The 14,290-nt window shown below is 64.4% G+C and carries 15 protein-coding genes; 8 read left to right on the top strand and 7 right to left on the bottom strand.

What is annotated here, in order from left to right; all coding sequences use genetic code 11:
* The first annotated feature begins 6 nt into the window (after positions 1–6).
* From AC0L2O_RS17070 to AC0L2O_RS17105, 8 genes are all read left to right on the top strand, one after another.
* Complete coding sequence (locus AC0L2O_RS17070; RefSeq protein WP_369721523.1) at positions 7–729, top strand: flagellar hook assembly protein FlgD; 723 nt, start codon at positions 7–9, stop codon at positions 727–729.
* Positions 730–1,119: 390 nt separating this feature from the next.
* Positions 1,120–1,395 (top strand): CtrA inhibitor SciP, encoded by a 276-nt coding sequence (gene sciP, locus AC0L2O_RS17075; RefSeq protein ID WP_002714638.1) that lies wholly within the window; start codon positions 1,120–1,122, stop codon positions 1,393–1,395.
* Between the two features lie 182 nt (positions 1,396–1,577).
* The gene (fliF, locus tag AC0L2O_RS17080) at positions 1,578–3,188 is read left to right on the top strand and encodes a flagellar basal-body MS-ring/collar protein FliF (RefSeq protein WP_473370520.1); all 1,611 of its coding nucleotides are present in this window, start codon (positions 1,578–1,580) and stop codon (positions 3,186–3,188) included.
* 18 nt (positions 3,189–3,206) lie between these two features.
* Positions 3,207–4,298 carry a flagellar motor switch protein FliG gene (gene fliG, locus AC0L2O_RS17085; RefSeq protein ID WP_409192153.1) on the top strand — a complete coding sequence of 364 codons (1,092 nt, stop codon included), beginning with the start codon at positions 3,207–3,209 and terminating at the stop codon, positions 4,296–4,298.
* Complete coding sequence (locus tag AC0L2O_RS17090) at positions 4,298–4,918, top strand: FliH/SctL family protein (RefSeq protein ID WP_473370521.1); 621 nt, start codon at positions 4,298–4,300, stop codon at positions 4,916–4,918. The genes fliG and AC0L2O_RS17090 overlap by 1 nt, the downstream gene beginning before the upstream one ends.
* A 3-nt stretch (positions 4,919–4,921) precedes the next feature.
* Complete coding sequence (fliN, locus tag AC0L2O_RS17095; protein ID WP_369721520.1) at positions 4,922–5,272, top strand: flagellar motor switch protein FliN; 351 nt, start codon at positions 4,922–4,924, stop codon at positions 5,270–5,272.
* A gap of 111 nt (positions 5,273–5,383) precedes the next feature.
* Positions 5,384–6,769 (top strand): sigma-54-dependent transcriptional regulator FlbD, encoded by a 1,386-nt coding sequence (gene flbD, locus AC0L2O_RS17100; RefSeq protein WP_409192151.1) that lies wholly within the window; start codon positions 5,384–5,386, stop codon positions 6,767–6,769.
* Between the two features lie 266 nt (positions 6,770–7,035).
* Positions 7,036–8,184 (top strand): M20 family metallopeptidase, encoded by a 1,149-nt coding sequence (locus tag AC0L2O_RS17105; RefSeq protein ID WP_473370522.1) that lies wholly within the window; start codon positions 7,036–7,038, stop codon positions 8,182–8,184.
* Positions 8,185–8,302: 118 nt separating this feature from the next.
* On the opposite strand, the gene AC0L2O_RS17110 is transcribed toward AC0L2O_RS17105, so the two are convergent.
* The 7 genes from AC0L2O_RS17110 to AC0L2O_RS17140 all read right to left on the bottom strand — a co-directional run bounded on the left by AC0L2O_RS17110 (position 8,303) and on the right by AC0L2O_RS17140 (position 13,953).
* Entirely contained in the window at positions 8,303–8,461 is a 159-nt protein-coding gene (locus AC0L2O_RS17110; protein WP_473370645.1) for a hypothetical protein, read from the bottom strand.
* Between the two features lie 97 nt (positions 8,462–8,558).
* The gene (locus AC0L2O_RS17115; protein WP_473370523.1) at positions 8,559–9,140 is read right to left on the bottom strand and encodes a flavin reductase family protein; all 582 of its coding nucleotides are present in this window, start codon (positions 9,138–9,140) and stop codon (positions 8,559–8,561) included.
* Between the two features lie 32 nt (positions 9,141–9,172).
* On the bottom strand, positions 9,173–10,012 hold the full coding sequence (locus AC0L2O_RS17120) for an ATP-binding cassette domain-containing protein (RefSeq protein WP_473370524.1): 840 nt from the start codon (positions 10,010–10,012) through the stop codon (positions 9,173–9,175).
* A 20-nt stretch (positions 10,013–10,032) separates the two neighbouring features.
* A complete protein-coding gene (locus AC0L2O_RS17125; RefSeq protein ID WP_473370525.1) occupies positions 10,033–10,839 on the bottom strand; it encodes an ABC transporter permease subunit in 807 nt (268 codons plus the stop codon).
* Positions 10,836–12,014: an FMNH2-dependent alkanesulfonate monooxygenase gene (ssuD, locus tag AC0L2O_RS17130; protein ID WP_473370526.1), complete on the bottom strand. Its 1,179-nt coding sequence runs from the start codon at positions 12,012–12,014 to the stop codon at positions 10,836–10,838. The genes AC0L2O_RS17125 and ssuD overlap by 4 nt, the downstream gene beginning before the upstream one ends.
* Positions 12,011–12,964: a sulfonate ABC transporter substrate-binding protein gene (locus AC0L2O_RS17135; protein WP_473370527.1), complete on the bottom strand. Its 954-nt coding sequence runs from the start codon at positions 12,962–12,964 to the stop codon at positions 12,011–12,013. Before AC0L2O_RS17135 ends, ssuD begins: the two co-directional genes overlap by 4 nt.
* 38 nt (positions 12,965–13,002) lie before the next feature.
* Positions 13,003–13,953 carry a sulfonate ABC transporter substrate-binding protein gene (locus AC0L2O_RS17140; protein WP_473370528.1) on the bottom strand — a complete coding sequence of 317 codons (951 nt, stop codon included), beginning with the start codon at positions 13,951–13,953 and terminating at the stop codon, positions 13,003–13,005.
* Positions 13,954–14,290 lie beyond the last annotated feature (337 nt).

The following is a 14,290-nucleotide window of genomic DNA, read 5'->3' on the forward strand; positions in this document are numbered from 1 at the left end:
TCGCAAATGACCACCACGAATTCCGCCACCGCACCTGCCGTCGTCTCCGGCACCACACCGACATCGTCCTCGTCGTCCTCGTCGAACCCGACCCTGGGCTCGACCACCGGCGCGACGCTCGCCGGCAACTTCCAGACCTTCCTGACGCTGCTGACGACGCAGCTTCAGAACCAGAACCCGCTCGATCCGCTGGACACCAACCAGTTCACTCAGCAGCTGGTGCAGTTCGCCGGTGTCGAGCAGCAGCTCAAGACCAACGACTCGCTGTCCCAACTCGTCACCCTGCAACAGACCACGCAGGCGACCCAGGCGCTGGACTTCGTCGGCAAGACCGCCGTTGTCGACGGCACCACCGCGACGATGACGAGTTCGTCGGCAACCTGGCATCTCAACGTGCCGACCGATGCGACCGTGGATGTTTCCATCGCCAATTCCAGCGGCCAGACCGTGTTCACGGGCAAATACACCGCCGGCGCCGCCAGCGACGTTCCCTTCACCTGGAATGGCCAGGGCAATGACGGCACGCAGTGGCCGGACGGCAAATACACCATCACGGCGACGGGCAAGGATGTCTCGGGCAATAGCGTCGGCATCGCGGCCCAGGTGCAGGGCACGGTGTCGTCCGTCGACCTGACCCAATCGCCGCCGCTGCTCACGATCGACGGCAACAGCTACACCCTGAGCCAGGTGAAGAGCATCGTCGCCACCAGCAGCAGCACCGGCAGCTGAGGCTCGCCCCCCATGCCACACATGCAGCGTCGTCCCGGCGGAGGCCGGGACCCATGCCGCGAGATCTTTCGATGAAACGCAGGTAGCAGTAGCGCGAAAGACTTCCCAACTACGAGTCTTCGCCAAACTACTCCCTGTGGTTATGGGTCCCGGCCTTCGCCGGGACGACGGTTGGGGCATCGCAGCGTCGCGCTCAGGCTCCGTTCGTTAGTAAAGTCTTTACGAACACCCCGCTCAGCCGGCTGAAACACGTGTTCAGCCCGCCGGGCCGGTCGCGTTCCAGCCAGTTTCAACGAGAATTGTATTGAAGCCTTAGGCTTAGCGGATTTTTAAGCCGCGATGCGTACGGTTGTGGCGTGAGTTCAGTGGTTGAGAGTTTGTGAGTACACCATGACAGAACCCCATCGCCCGAGGGTAAAATACGTCATCGGGCCGGACGGCAGTCCGCTGACGATTGCAGATCTGCCCGCACCCGGCACCAAACGCTGGGTCATCCGCCGCAAGGCCGAAGTCGTCGCCGCCGTTCGTGGCGGACTCCTCTCGCTCGAGGAGGCCTGCAGCCGTTACACCCTGACGGTCGACGAATTTCTCTCCTGGCAGTTTTCCATCGACCAGCACGGTCTGGCGGGCCTTCGCACCACCCGCATCCAGCAATATCGCCAGTAAGCGATCCGGAAATCTGTGGCTTTTGACGAAAATCGGTCTCGCCATGCGAGGCCGATTTTTTTCATGGCGCTACTTTTGTCCGAGCTCTTAACCTTCGTTAACCATATCGAAACCATCACCTAGGCAATAATTGCCCAGTCGGCCTTTCCAGGGAAAGCAGCCGAATCTGTTGGGGCGGTTGCTTGCAAGGTCTTGGGGACTTTCTGAAGGGTATCGGCGCCGCCCGCTTCGGGGCGATGATCGCGGTCACCGCCGCGCTCATCGGCTTCTTTGCCTTCGTCATCATGCGCGTCACCACGCCGCAGATGACGACGCTCTTCACCGATCTCAGCGTCGAAGATTCTTCCGGCATTATCAAGGACTTGGAGCGCCAAGGCATCCAGTACGAGCTGCGCAATGAAGGCAGCGTCATCATGGTGCCGAAGGACAAGGTCACGCGTCTGCGGATGAAGCTCGCCGAGGGCGGCCTGCCCAAGGGCGGCGGGGTCGGCTACGAGGTGTTCGACAAGTCGGACGCGCTCGGCACCACCAGCTTCGTCCAGAACATCAATCATCTGCGCGCGCTCGAAGGCGAGCTTTCCCGCACCATCCGCGCCATCGACCGCATCCAGGCCGCGCGCGTCCACCTGGTGCTGCCCGAGCGCCCGCTGTTCTCGCGCGAGGCGCCGGAGCCGTCGGCCTCGATCGTGGTCCGGGTCCGCGGCTCGCTGGAAGCCCAGCAGATCCGCGCCATCCGCCATCTCGTCGCCTCCGCCGTCAACGGCTTGAAGCCGCAGCGGGTCTCGATCGTCGACGAAGCCGGCAATTTGCTCGCCGACGGCGCAGCGACGGATCCGGAGCAGGCCGTCGGCGACGAGCGTCGCACCGCCTACGAGAAGCGGATGCGCAAGCAGGTCGAGGACATCGTCTCCTCCGTGGTCGGCTCGGGCCGCGCCCGCGTCCAGCTCTCCGCCGATTTCGACTTCAACAAGGTCACTCAGACCTCGGACAAGTTCGATCCCGAGGGCCGCGTGCTGCGCTCGAGCCAGACCCGCGAAGAGCAGAGCATGACCGCCGACAACAACGGCCAGGTCACGGTCAACAACGAGCTGCCCGGCAACCAGCAGAACAGCGGCGTCGCGGCCAAGGACCAGAGCAAGAAGAGCGAGGAGACCAACAATTACGAGATCTCCCACACCACCAAGACCGAAGTGACCGAGGCCGGCCGGGTCAACCGCATCTCCGTCGCGGTCCTGGTCGACGGCATCTACTCCAAGAACGAGAAGGGCGATCTGGCCTATCAGGACCGCACCAAGGAGCAGCTCGAACAGATCGCCACTCTGGTGCGCTCGGCGATCGGCTTCGACCAGAAGCGCGGCGACCAGGTCGAGGTCGTCAATCTGCGCTTCGCCGAGGCACCCTCCACTGCCCCGATTGCGGAGCCGACCGGCTTGCTCGGCATGCTCCAGTTCACCAAGGACGACCTGATGTACTTCGTCGAGCTCGGCGTGATGATGCTGCTCGGCCTGGTCGTGCTGTTCATGGTGATCCGGCCGCTGGTCAAGCGGATCCTGGCCTCCGAGGAGGTCGCCGCCGCCATCTCCGGCGCCCTCACCGGCCCCGCCGCCTCGGACGAGGCTGCGCCGGTGGGCCAGGCGCTGCTGCCGAGCGGCACCGCAAGCGCGATCGACGTCGCCACCGTCCAGGGCCAGGTCCACGCCCAGTCCGTTCATCGAGTCGGCGAGCTCGCCGAGCGCAACCCCAACGAAACCGTCGCCATCATCCGACAATGGCTGACGGAACCCGCGAAATGATTCGAGAAGTGAACTGACATGGCCGGCACTTTGCAAAACGCCAACTCAAACGACATCACCAGCGTGATCTCCACGCTCGGCCAGCGTGCCGTCGGCCGCGCGGGCGCCAAGGTCGAAGTGGTGCCGGGGCCGAAGCGCGCCGCGATCCTGATGTTGGCGCTCGGCGAGCAATATGGCGGCAAGATCTGGGGACTGCTCGACGACGACGAGGTGCGGCAGCTCTCGCTGGAAATGTCGACGCTCGGCACCGTCGAGGTCGACACCGTCGAAGACATGCTGCTCGAATTCGTCTCGCGCATGTCGGCCTCCGGCGCGCTGATGGGCAATTTCGACGCCACCGAGCGGCTGCTCCAGCAATATCTGGCGCCCGAACGCGTCAACGGCATCATGGACGAGATCCGCGGCCCGGCCGGGCGCAACATGTGGGAGAAACTTTCCAACGTGCAGGAAGAGGTCCTCGCCAACTACCTCAAGAACGAATATCCGCAGACCATCGCGGTGGTGCTCTCCAAGCTGAAGCCGGAGCACGCCGCGCGCGTGCTGGGCATCTTCCCCGAGGATCTCGCGCTCGACGTCGTCAACCGCATGCTGAAGATGGAGGCGGTCCAGAAGGAAGTGATCGAGAGCGTCGAGAAGACGCTCCGCACCGAATTCATGTCCAACCTGTCGCAGACCCGCCGCCGCGACGCCCACGAGGTCATGGCCGAAATCTTCAACAATTTCGACCGGCAGACCGAAACTCGCTTCATCACCTCGCTGGAAGAGGACAACCGCGAATCGGCCGAGCGCATCAAGGCGCTGATGTTCACCTTCGACGACCTCGTGAAGCTCGATTCCGGCTCGGCCCAGACACTGATGCGCAACGTCGACAAGGACAAGCTCGGCGTGGCGCTGAAGAGCGCCAACGAGGACGTCCGCAACTTCTTCTTCGGCAACATGTCCTCCCGCGCGGCCAAAATGCTCCAGGACGACATGGCGGCAATGGGCCCGGTGCGCCTGCGCGACGTCGACGAGGCGCAGGCGCTGCTCGTCAACCTCGCCAAAGACCTCGCCGCCAAGGGCGAGATCATGCTGACCAAGAACCGCGCCGACGACGAACTGGTGTATTGATGGGCGCACCCGCAAAATTCCTGTTCGATAATGACTTCGCCGCGCCCGACCGGACGCGCGAGAAGGCCGCGACCGCGGTCGAGATCGCCCAGAAGCTCGCGGAAGCCGAGGCGCGCGCCTATCAGGACGGATTTGCCGCCGGCCAGCGCGAAGCCAAGGCGGAGAGCGACCGCCGCGTGGCGCTCGCCGTCGAAGAGATCAGCGTCTCGATCCGGGGCATTGCTTCGGGCATCGGCAATATCGAGAGCAAGATGGAGACCGAGGCTGTCGACGTCGCGCTCGCGGTGGCGCGCAAGCTGTGCGCCGATCTGGTCGCAGCCGAGCCGCTTGGCGAGATCATGGCGCTGGTCAAGGACTGCTTCTCGCATCTGGTCGCGACGCCGCATCTCGTCGTCCGCATCAACGACGCGCTCTACGACAGCGCGCGCGAGAAGATCGAGCGCCTCGCCAAGCAGAGCGGTTTCGAAGGACGGCTGGTGATCCTGGCCGAGCCCGAGATAGCGACCGGCGACTGCCGGATCGAATGGGCCGATGGCGGCGTCGTGCTGGAGCGCGGCGCCATCGTGGCCAAGGTGGACGAGCTGGTCGGACGCTATATCGCGTCCCGCAGGGGGAATTAAGCCATGAGCGACACCGACGGACAGGTCCCGCTGCCCGATCTCAACGGCCCGATGCCGCCGACCGGCAACGACGTCAGCTACAACGAGGAGGAATATGCCTCGCGCGTCGCCGCCGACCTCGAAGCCGTGTTCGACGTGCCGGTGCAGGTCTCGGCCGTGCTCGGCCGCTCGAAGATGGACGTCGGCGAACTGCTGAAGCTCGGACCCGGCACCGTGCTCGAGCTCGACCGGCGCGTCGGCGAGGCCATCGACATCTACGTCAACAACAAGCTCGTCGCCCGCGGCGAGGTGGTGCTGGTCGAGGACAAGCTCGGCGTGACCATGACGGAAATCATCAGGACCGAACGCGGGTAATAGTTTTGAGCATGATCTTTTCGGAAAACCGCTACGCACTTTTCCGGATCATGCTCGCGCCAACACAGGACATGACGCGCGGCAGCGCGAACAGACGGACAGGAGACTGATATGCGGCTTCTCATCGTTGGCACGTTAAAAGGCCAACTCACCACCGCCACCAAGATCGCGATGGAGAACGGCGCCACCGTGACCCACGCCGAGGATCACGACCAGGCGATGCGCGTACTGCGCGGCGGCAAGGGCGCCGACCTCCTGCTGGTCGACGTCGCCCTCGACATCCGCGACCTCGTGATGCGGCTCGAGGCCGAGCATATCCACGCCCCGATCGTCGCCTGCGGCATCACCAACGACGCCCGCGCGGCGGTCGCCGCGATCCACGCCGGCGCCAAGGAATACATCCCGCTGCCGCCCGATCCGGAGCTGATCGCGGCGGTGCTAGCTGCGGTCGCCAATGATTCCCGCGAGCTGATCTATCGCGACGACGCGATGGCGAAGGTCGTCAAGCTCGCTCAGCAGATCGCAGGTTCCGACGCCTCGGTGATGATCACAGGCGAATCCGGCACCGGCAAGGAAGTGCTGGCGCGCTACGTCCATACCCGCTCGGCCCGCGCCAAACGCCCGTTCATCTCGATCAACTGCGCCGCGATCCCCGAGCACCTCCTGGAGTCGGAGCTGTTCGGCCATGAGAAGGGCGCGTTCACCGGCGCCATCGCCCGCCGCATTGGAAAGTTCGAGGAAGCGACTGGCGGCACGCTGCTGCTCGACGAAATCTCCGAAATGGACGTCCGCCTGCAATCGAAACTGCTGCGCGCGATCCAGGAGCGCGTGATCGACCGCGTCGGCGGCACCAAGCCTGTCCCCGTCGACATTCGCATCATCGCGACCTCGAACCGCAATCTGGGCGACGCTGTGCGCGAAGGCACCTTCCGCGAGGATCTGTTGTTCCGCCTCAACGTCGTGAACCTGAAGATCCCGCCGCTGCGCGAGCGTCCCGCCGATATTCTGGAGCTCGCCCAGCACTTCGTGAAGAAATACGCCGACGCCAACGGCGTGCCGGTACGCCCGGTCTCGGCGGAAGCACGCCGCGTGCTCTCCACCAACCGCTGGCAAGGCAACGTCCGCGAGCTCGAAAACACCATGCATCGCTCCGTGCTGATGGCGCAGGGCGACGAGATCGGACCCGACGCCATCCTCACGCCGGACGGTGATCGCCTCGACCTCGCCAGGACGGTACCGGCGGTGGCGCATGCCACGATGGCCGCCGAGCAGGTGACGCGGGCTCTGGTCGGACGCACCGTGGCGGATGTCGAACGCGACCTGATCCTGGAGACGCTGAAGCATTGCCTCGGCAACCGGACCCACGCCGCCAACATTCTGGGAATTTCGATCCGCACCTTGCGCAACAAGCTCAACGAATATTCCGACGGCGGCATCCCGATCACCCCCGCCGGCACGCCGGGTGAGTATCCGCGGATGCCGATGGTGGGGGCGTAGGCCTCACCGCAAAATCGAGAGACGTGCAATGCCCGGGTTGAGTCCCGGGCATTTTTGTTTGAATGCGGCTACCAACCTCGTCATTGCGAGCGCAGCGAAGCAATCCAGAATTCATCCGCGGTGACAGACTGGATTGCTTCGCTACGCCGCTACGCTCGCAATGACGGCGTTGAGAGCGCTTCTCGCATGACGGGACCGCGCCAGCCGACTAGGCCATGGCCACGGCAGGCCCTATAACCCGCACTGAGAACCACGCGAGGGAAAGCATGTCTGAAGCTCAAATCATCGATTGGCTGGCGTCGCAGCGGCAGGCGATGATCGATCTGTTGTGCGACGTCGTGAACATCGATTCCGGGTCCTATGACAAGGAAGGCGTCGATGCGGTCGGCGCGCGATTCGAGCGGCATTTTGCCGAGCACGGCATTCCCTGCCGGCGCGAAAGCCACGGCAGCTTTGGCGATGCGCTCCATGCCGAGGTCGCAAAGCCCGGCAGCAACGAGAAGCCGGTGCTGTTGATGGGACATCGCGACACCGTGTTCGGCAAGGGCGAGGCCGGACGGCGCCCGTTCACGATAAGAGACAATCGCGCCTATGGACCCGGCGTCGCCGACATGAAGGCCGGCCTCGTCATGAACGTGTTCGTGGCCACCGCCTTCCACAGATTCGGCGGCAATCCGCATCCGATCAAGCTGCTGATCACCTCGGATGAGGAGATTGCCTCGCCCTCGTCGCGACCGGTGATCGAGCGTGAGGGGCGCTCTGCGCGCGCCGTGTTCAATTCCGAGCCGGGCCGCCCGACCGGCAACGTCGTCACCAGCCGCAAGGGCGGCATCTTCATGCATTTCGCCATCACCGGCAAAGCCGCGCATTCCGGCGCCAATTTCGCCGCAGGCGTCAGCGCGATCGGCGAGCTCGCGCACAAGATCATCCAGATCCACGCACTGACCGATCTCACCAAGGGTATCACGCTCAATGTCGGGCTCGTTGCGGGCGGCCAGTCGGTCAACACGACGGCGCCTTACGCCGAAGGCCAGATCGATATGCGCTATGTCGACCCGGCCGACCGCGCCACGGTGATGGCTGAGATCGAAAGGATCATCGCCACGCCTTGTGTACCCGGCACCAGTGCCGTGCTGACGATCAAGGGCGAGTTCGCGCCGGTCGTGCAGAGCGAGGGCTCGAAGGCGCTGTTCGAACGCTATCAGGCGGCCGCAAAGCAAACCGGCCTCACCACGCTCCAGGGCGAGTTCTCCGGCGGCTGCGCCGATTCCGGCTTCACCGCCGCGGTCGGGACGCCGACCATCTGCGGCGTCGGACCGGTCGGCGGTCTCGCGCATACGCCGGAGGAATATCTCGAGCTCGACAGCATCGTGCCGCGCGCGCAAGCCTTGGCGCTGGCGATTTTGCGAGGGTAAGCACAGGTGCCGTAGGGTGGGCAAAGCAAAGCGTGCCCACCAATTCTTGCTCAACTGCAGAGAGATGGTGGGCACGGCGCAAGGGCGCCTTTGCCCACCCTACGAGACCTCCCGAGTTCTAAGAATAACTCGGCGCGTCGGGCTTGCGGAAGATGTGGATGGGATCGCCCGGGATGACCGGCTGGCCGCGAAACATCGCGTAGGCGTAGAGCGCGAGATAGGCGATCGCGAGCGCGCCGATGGCGTAGAAGGCCCAGGTCGCGACGCGTTTCATCATGGCGCTCCATTGCCGTCCCGGCCTGAGAAGGCTCAGGCAGCGCTTCTAGAGCGATGACGGGGAAAAGGCCAGCCTGTGCAGCTTTCGACGGCAGCGATCAAGCGCCGCGCAGGCTGCGTGCGGGAACCCTGACGTCTGCGAGCTTGGCGGCATCCTCGTCCTGGTCAACCGCCACATATTGCCCATGCCAATAGGCCAGCGCTGCGGTCCGGGTCGAACTCCTGATGTCCCTGACACGGCCGATGACGATGGCGTGCGAGTGCCGCTCGACGATCTCCTCGACCTCGCAATCGACGGCCGACAATGCGCCGACCAGCAGCGGAACGCCCGAGACTGAAGTCACCCACTGGGCGCCGGCAAAGCGATCGACGCCCTTCAGTCCGCCCTTGCCGGCAAAGCGTTCGGCGATGTCGAGCTGATCGGCGTTGAGGATGTTCACGCCGAAGGCGCCATAGCGCCTGATCAGCGGGAAAGAGGAGGCATCGCGGTTGACGCTGACCAGCAGTGTCGGCGGATCAACCGACAGCGACGTGACCGACGTGACCGTCATGCCGGTGACGTCCTTGCCCCGCCCGGCGGTGATGACGCTGACGCCACCGGTCAGGTGGCGCATGGCGCCGCGGAAATCGGCAGACGAGACGAGGGTGTCGGTCATGATATTGCGGGGGACTACATTCATTTCATGCTCCCCGAAGCGGGGTTCCTCTCTATCTAGGTACGATCGTCCGCCAACAAAAGGTGGCTCAGGATCGAGCCTTCAAGGCTTGCGAGTTCGATCGAGCCGCGCTCGCGCGGCCGGGCGGTGTTAACCAAGAGATCATGGGCAATGCGGCCCTCGTCGATCACCAGCACGCGGTCGGCCAGCGCGACCGCCTCGGAAACGTCGTGGGTCACCAGGATCGCGGTAAAACCCTGGTCGCGCCAGACCCGCTCCAGCAGGCGCTGCATCGAGATTCGAGTCAGCGCGTCCAGCGCGCCGAGGGGCTCGTCGAAGGCAAGCACGCGCGGATGGGAGACCAGGGCGCGGGCGAGCGCAACGCGCTGCTTCTGGCCGCCCGACAGCACCGATGGCCACTGCTCGCGCTTGTCCGTGAGCCCGACCTCGGCCAGCGCCTTCTCGGCACGAGCGTGCGCGTCGCTCGATGAGCGGTTGCGGCCGAGGCCGACCTCGACATTGGACAGCACGCGCGCCCAGGGCAGCAGCCGCGGCTCCTGGAACATCACCCGGATGTCCTCGGGCTGGATCGCCGCATCACCAAAGCTGATGCTGCCGGCGTCGATGTTTTCGAGGCCTGCGATCAGGCGCAGCAGCGTGCTCTTGCCGCAACCGCTCTTGCCCACGATGGCGACGAACTGGCCGGCGGGAATGTGCAAATCGACGCCGCGCAGCACCTCGTTGTCGCCGAAGGACTTGCGCAAGCCCCGGATGCTGAGCGGCAGGCCGGTGGTCTGCACCTGGCGTTCTTGCCGCTGCTCGCGCAGCTCGCGGGCCTGCGGGGCGAAGCTGGCGCGCTCGGTTTCGGGAAGGGTCGTCCGAAGGGCTGTCTGCATGTGATTCCCAGTATTTCTGCTCAACGTTTCTGGAATGCGGGGTGCCAGGAGAGCGTCAGACGCTCCAGCACACGGGAGGCGCTGTCGGCGAGCTTGCCGAGCAGGGCGTAGATCAGGATCGAGAGCACGACGACGTCGATCAGCATGAACTCGCGCGCCTGCATCGCCATGTAGCCGAGGCCAGACGAGGCCGCGATGGTCTCGGCGACGATCAGTGTCAGCCACATGATGCCCAGCGCAAAGCGGATGCCGACGAAGATCGAAGGCAGCGCGCCCGGGAAGATCACCCGGCGAAATAGCTCGCCGTCGCTCATGCCGTAGATGCGGCCCATCTCGATCAGCTGCGGGTCGACGGTGCGGATGCCGTGCAGGGTGTTGAGGTAGATCGGGAAGAATACCCCGAGCGCCACCAGGAACAGCTTTGCACTCTCGTCGATGCCGAACCAGAGGATGACCAGCGGGATCAAGGCCAGATGCGGCACGTTGCGCACCATCTGGAGCGTGGTGTCGGTAAGCTTGGCCGAGAGCTGGGACAGGCCGTTGGCAAGCCCGAATGCGAAGCCGATGCTGCCGCCGATCAAAAACCCGATCGAGGCGCGCCAGAACGAGACCCAGATGTTGCGGATCAGCTCGCCGGAGAGCAGCAGCTTCCAGCCCGCGAGCGCGACGTCGCTCGGCGCTGGCAGCACGCGGGTCGGCACCAAGCCGGCGACGCAGGCCACCTGCCAAGCCGCGACGATGGCGAGCGGCACGATCCACTGGATCAGGCCGTCGACGCGCGGCAGGCGGAAGCTGCGCGGAAGGGAAAGACTGTCGATCAGGCTCATGATTGCGACACCTTGTGCTGCGGACGGAAATCGCTGCCGACGGTTTCGCCAAAAGGACCGCCGTTGAAGTGCAGCTTCGTCACGTTGCTCGGCTGCTCCAGCGAGAGCAGCGGGAACACCAGCTCGGCGAAGCGATAGGCTTCCTCGAGATGCGGATAGCCCGACATGATGAAAGTATCGATGCCGATATCCTGATACTCCCTGATGCGCGCGGCGACGGTTTGGGCATCGCCGACCAGCGCCGTGCCGGCACCGCCGCGCACCAGGCCGACACCGGCCCAGAGGTTCGGCGCGATCTCGAGCTTGTCGCGCTTGCCGCCGTGGAGCTGCGCCATGCGCTGCTGGCCGACCGAGTCCATGCGCGCAAAGTTCTTCTGCGCGGTGGCAATGGTGTCGTCGCTGACATGCTTGATCAGCTCATTGGCCGCGCGCCAGGCCTCTTCGTTGGTCTCGCGGACGATCACATGGAGGCGGATGCCGAAGGACAGCTTTCGGCCGCGTGCGCTCGCGACCTCTCTCACCTTGGCGATCTTCTCGGCGACCAGAGCCGGCGGCTCGCCCCAGGTGAGATATTTGTCGACCGTATCGACGGCGACGTCGATGCCGGCATCCGACGAGCCGCCGAAATACAGCGGCGGCCGCGGCGACTGCTCCGGTGGAAACAGCAGCTTGCCGTCCTCGATGCGGATGTGCTTGCCCGCGACGTTCACCGTCTTGCCGGCGAGCAGGTCGTTATAGACGTTGAGGAACTCGCGGGTGACCTCGTAGCGCTCGTCATGGCCAAGGAAGATGCCGTCGCCCTTGTTCTCGACGGGATCGCCGCCGGTGACGACGTTGACCAGCAGCCGGCCGGCTGTGATGCGATCGAGCGTCGCGGTCATGCGCGCCGCAACGGTCGGCGATTGCAGGCCGGGGCGCACGGCCACCAGATAGCGCAGCCGCTCGGTAAAGGGCGCGACGCTGGAGGCGACGATCCAGGAATCCTCGCAGGAGCGCCCGGTCGGCAGCAGCACGCCGTAATAGCCGAGCTGATCGGCGGCTTGCGCAATCTGGCGCAGATAGTTGAAGCTGACCTCGCGGCCGCCGATGCCGGTGCCGAGATAGCGGCCGTCACCGTGCGTCGGCAGGAACCAGAGGATATTGGCGTTGGCTTGCTTGCTGATGGTCCTGCTCATGATCCTGGCCTCCGCGCCACGTCGGAAATCTTGATGGATTTGGGAATCAGGTTGAGCGCGAAGAATGCGTCCGCAACCTGCTGCTGATCGGCGATCACGGCATCGGTCAGCGGCTTGATGCCGTAGGCCTGCCGCTTCAGAGCGACCTCGACGACGGGAACCGACAATCCAATCGCCGGCGCCAGCTGCTCGGCCACCGCATGGATGTCGCCCTTGGCCCAATCATCGACCGAGCTCAGCTCGGCGAGCACGGCATCGACGATCTCAGGATGGGCTTCGAGGAATTTCTTCGAGGAGAAATAGAACTGGTAGTTGGCGACGATGTTGGTGCCGTCAGCGAGCGTGCGCGCACCGGTGGCGGCTTCTGCCGCCGCTTGGAACGGATCCCAGATCACCCAGGCATCGACCGCGCCGCGCTCGAAGGCGGCGCGCGCGTCGGCCGGCGCCAGAAACATCGGCTCGATCTCCGAATATTTGACGCCCGCCTTCTCCAGTGCCTTGACCAGAAGATAGTGAACGTTGGACCCTTTGTTCAGCGCGACCTTCTTGCCCTTGAGATCGGCGACCGACTTCAACGGGCTGTCCTTCGGCACCAGGATCGCCTCGCCCTTCGGCGCCGGCGGCTCATAGGCGACATACCGGATCGGCGCGCCGGCAGCCTGCGCGAAGATCGGCGGGGCTTCGCCGGTATTGCCGAAATCGATCGCGCCGACATTGAGCGCTTCGAGCAGCGGCGGGCCTGAGGGAAATTCGGTCCACACCACCTTGTAGCCGCTCGCTGCAAGCTTCGGCTCCAGCGTGCCCTTGCTCTTGAGCAGCACCAGCTTGCCGTATTTCTGATAGCCGATGCGGACGACCTTGTCCTGTCCGTAGGACGTGCCGACCGCAGCGGCGACGATGCCGATCGACAGCACGATGGCCGCGATCAGACGTTGAACAATGCGCCTCATGTTCAAACCTTTTGATGGGGGGAGATTGGTCGGCACGTTCATGTGGCCGTGCTGCGCCAGACGATGTCGCGAATGACGATCGGCCTCGGGATCAGGCCGAGCTTGTAGAACCGGTCGGCGACGCCCTGCTGGGTCGCAACGATGTCGTCGGTGACGGGCCCGACCGCGAAGGCCGACCGGTTGGCGGCAATGGTCTGGATGTCGAGCGGAATGCCGGTCACCGTTGCCAGCGATTTCGCGACTTGGTCGCGGTGCTGCTCGGCCCAATTTGCGGTCGCGGTGGTGACGTCGACGATCTGTTGCAGGAGGGGCCCGTGACTCCTCGCGAACTCGCGGTTGGCAATGTAGAAGGAATTGGACTTGGTGACCTCGCTCGCGTTGATCAGGATACGGCCATTCTGTTTGGCCTCGCCGATCGCGAAATACGGATCCCAGATCGCCCACGCCTCGATGCTGCCATTGGCGAACGCTGGGCCGGCGTCCGGCGGCGTCAGATAGACCGGCGTGATGTCGGCATAGGTGAGGCCGGCTTTCTCCAGTGTCTGCACCACGATGTTGTGGGCACTGGAACCCTTGGTGAAGCCGACGCGCTTGCCTTTCAGATCAGCAATCGCGTGAATCGGCGAGTCCTTCGGCACCAGAATGCCAGCGCCGTTGGTGATGGGCTGGCCTGCGGCATAGACGATCGCAGCACCCGCGGCCTGGGCGAACACCGGCGGGGAATCGCCGACCGCGCCGTAGTCGACGCTGCCGACGTTCATCGCCTCCATCATCGGCGGGCCCGAGGAGAACTCGACCCACTTCACCTCGATGCCTTGCGGGGCGAAATGTTTTTCCAACGCGGCCTGCTGGCGCGTGATAACCAGCACACCGTTCTTCTGGTAGCCGATACGAATTTCCTTCACGGCCGCTTGCGCGTTCGCGCGCGTCGCAAACGTAGCTGCGGCCGCTGTTTCAACGGATAGCTTGAGAAAGTCCCGACGCTGCATCCAACACTCCCGGGCCCGCGCGGCCGTCATTCATTCGCGTTGGAGAATGATGGTGCGGGCGATCGGAGCTGTCGAGACGCGCGGAAAAATAGCGATGCCCGCACTGCGCGTGCGGCAGCGCGCATGATTAATCTTTCAACCGGTCAAGCGAATGAAGATGAAGTTTTTCTGCACGCGAATGTGAGAGACGCGCGGATTCCGTCCGACGCTGTCACGACCGAAACAAAAAATGTCGAAAACAACCCCATGCACAGTAGCCGGGGCCAGTCAGATCAATGGCTTACTCATCGGGCAACACGGTTTGACTCGTCGGGCAAAACAGGAGCACAGTTCCATG

The organism is Bradyrhizobium sp. Kon10 (assembly GCF_055807395.1).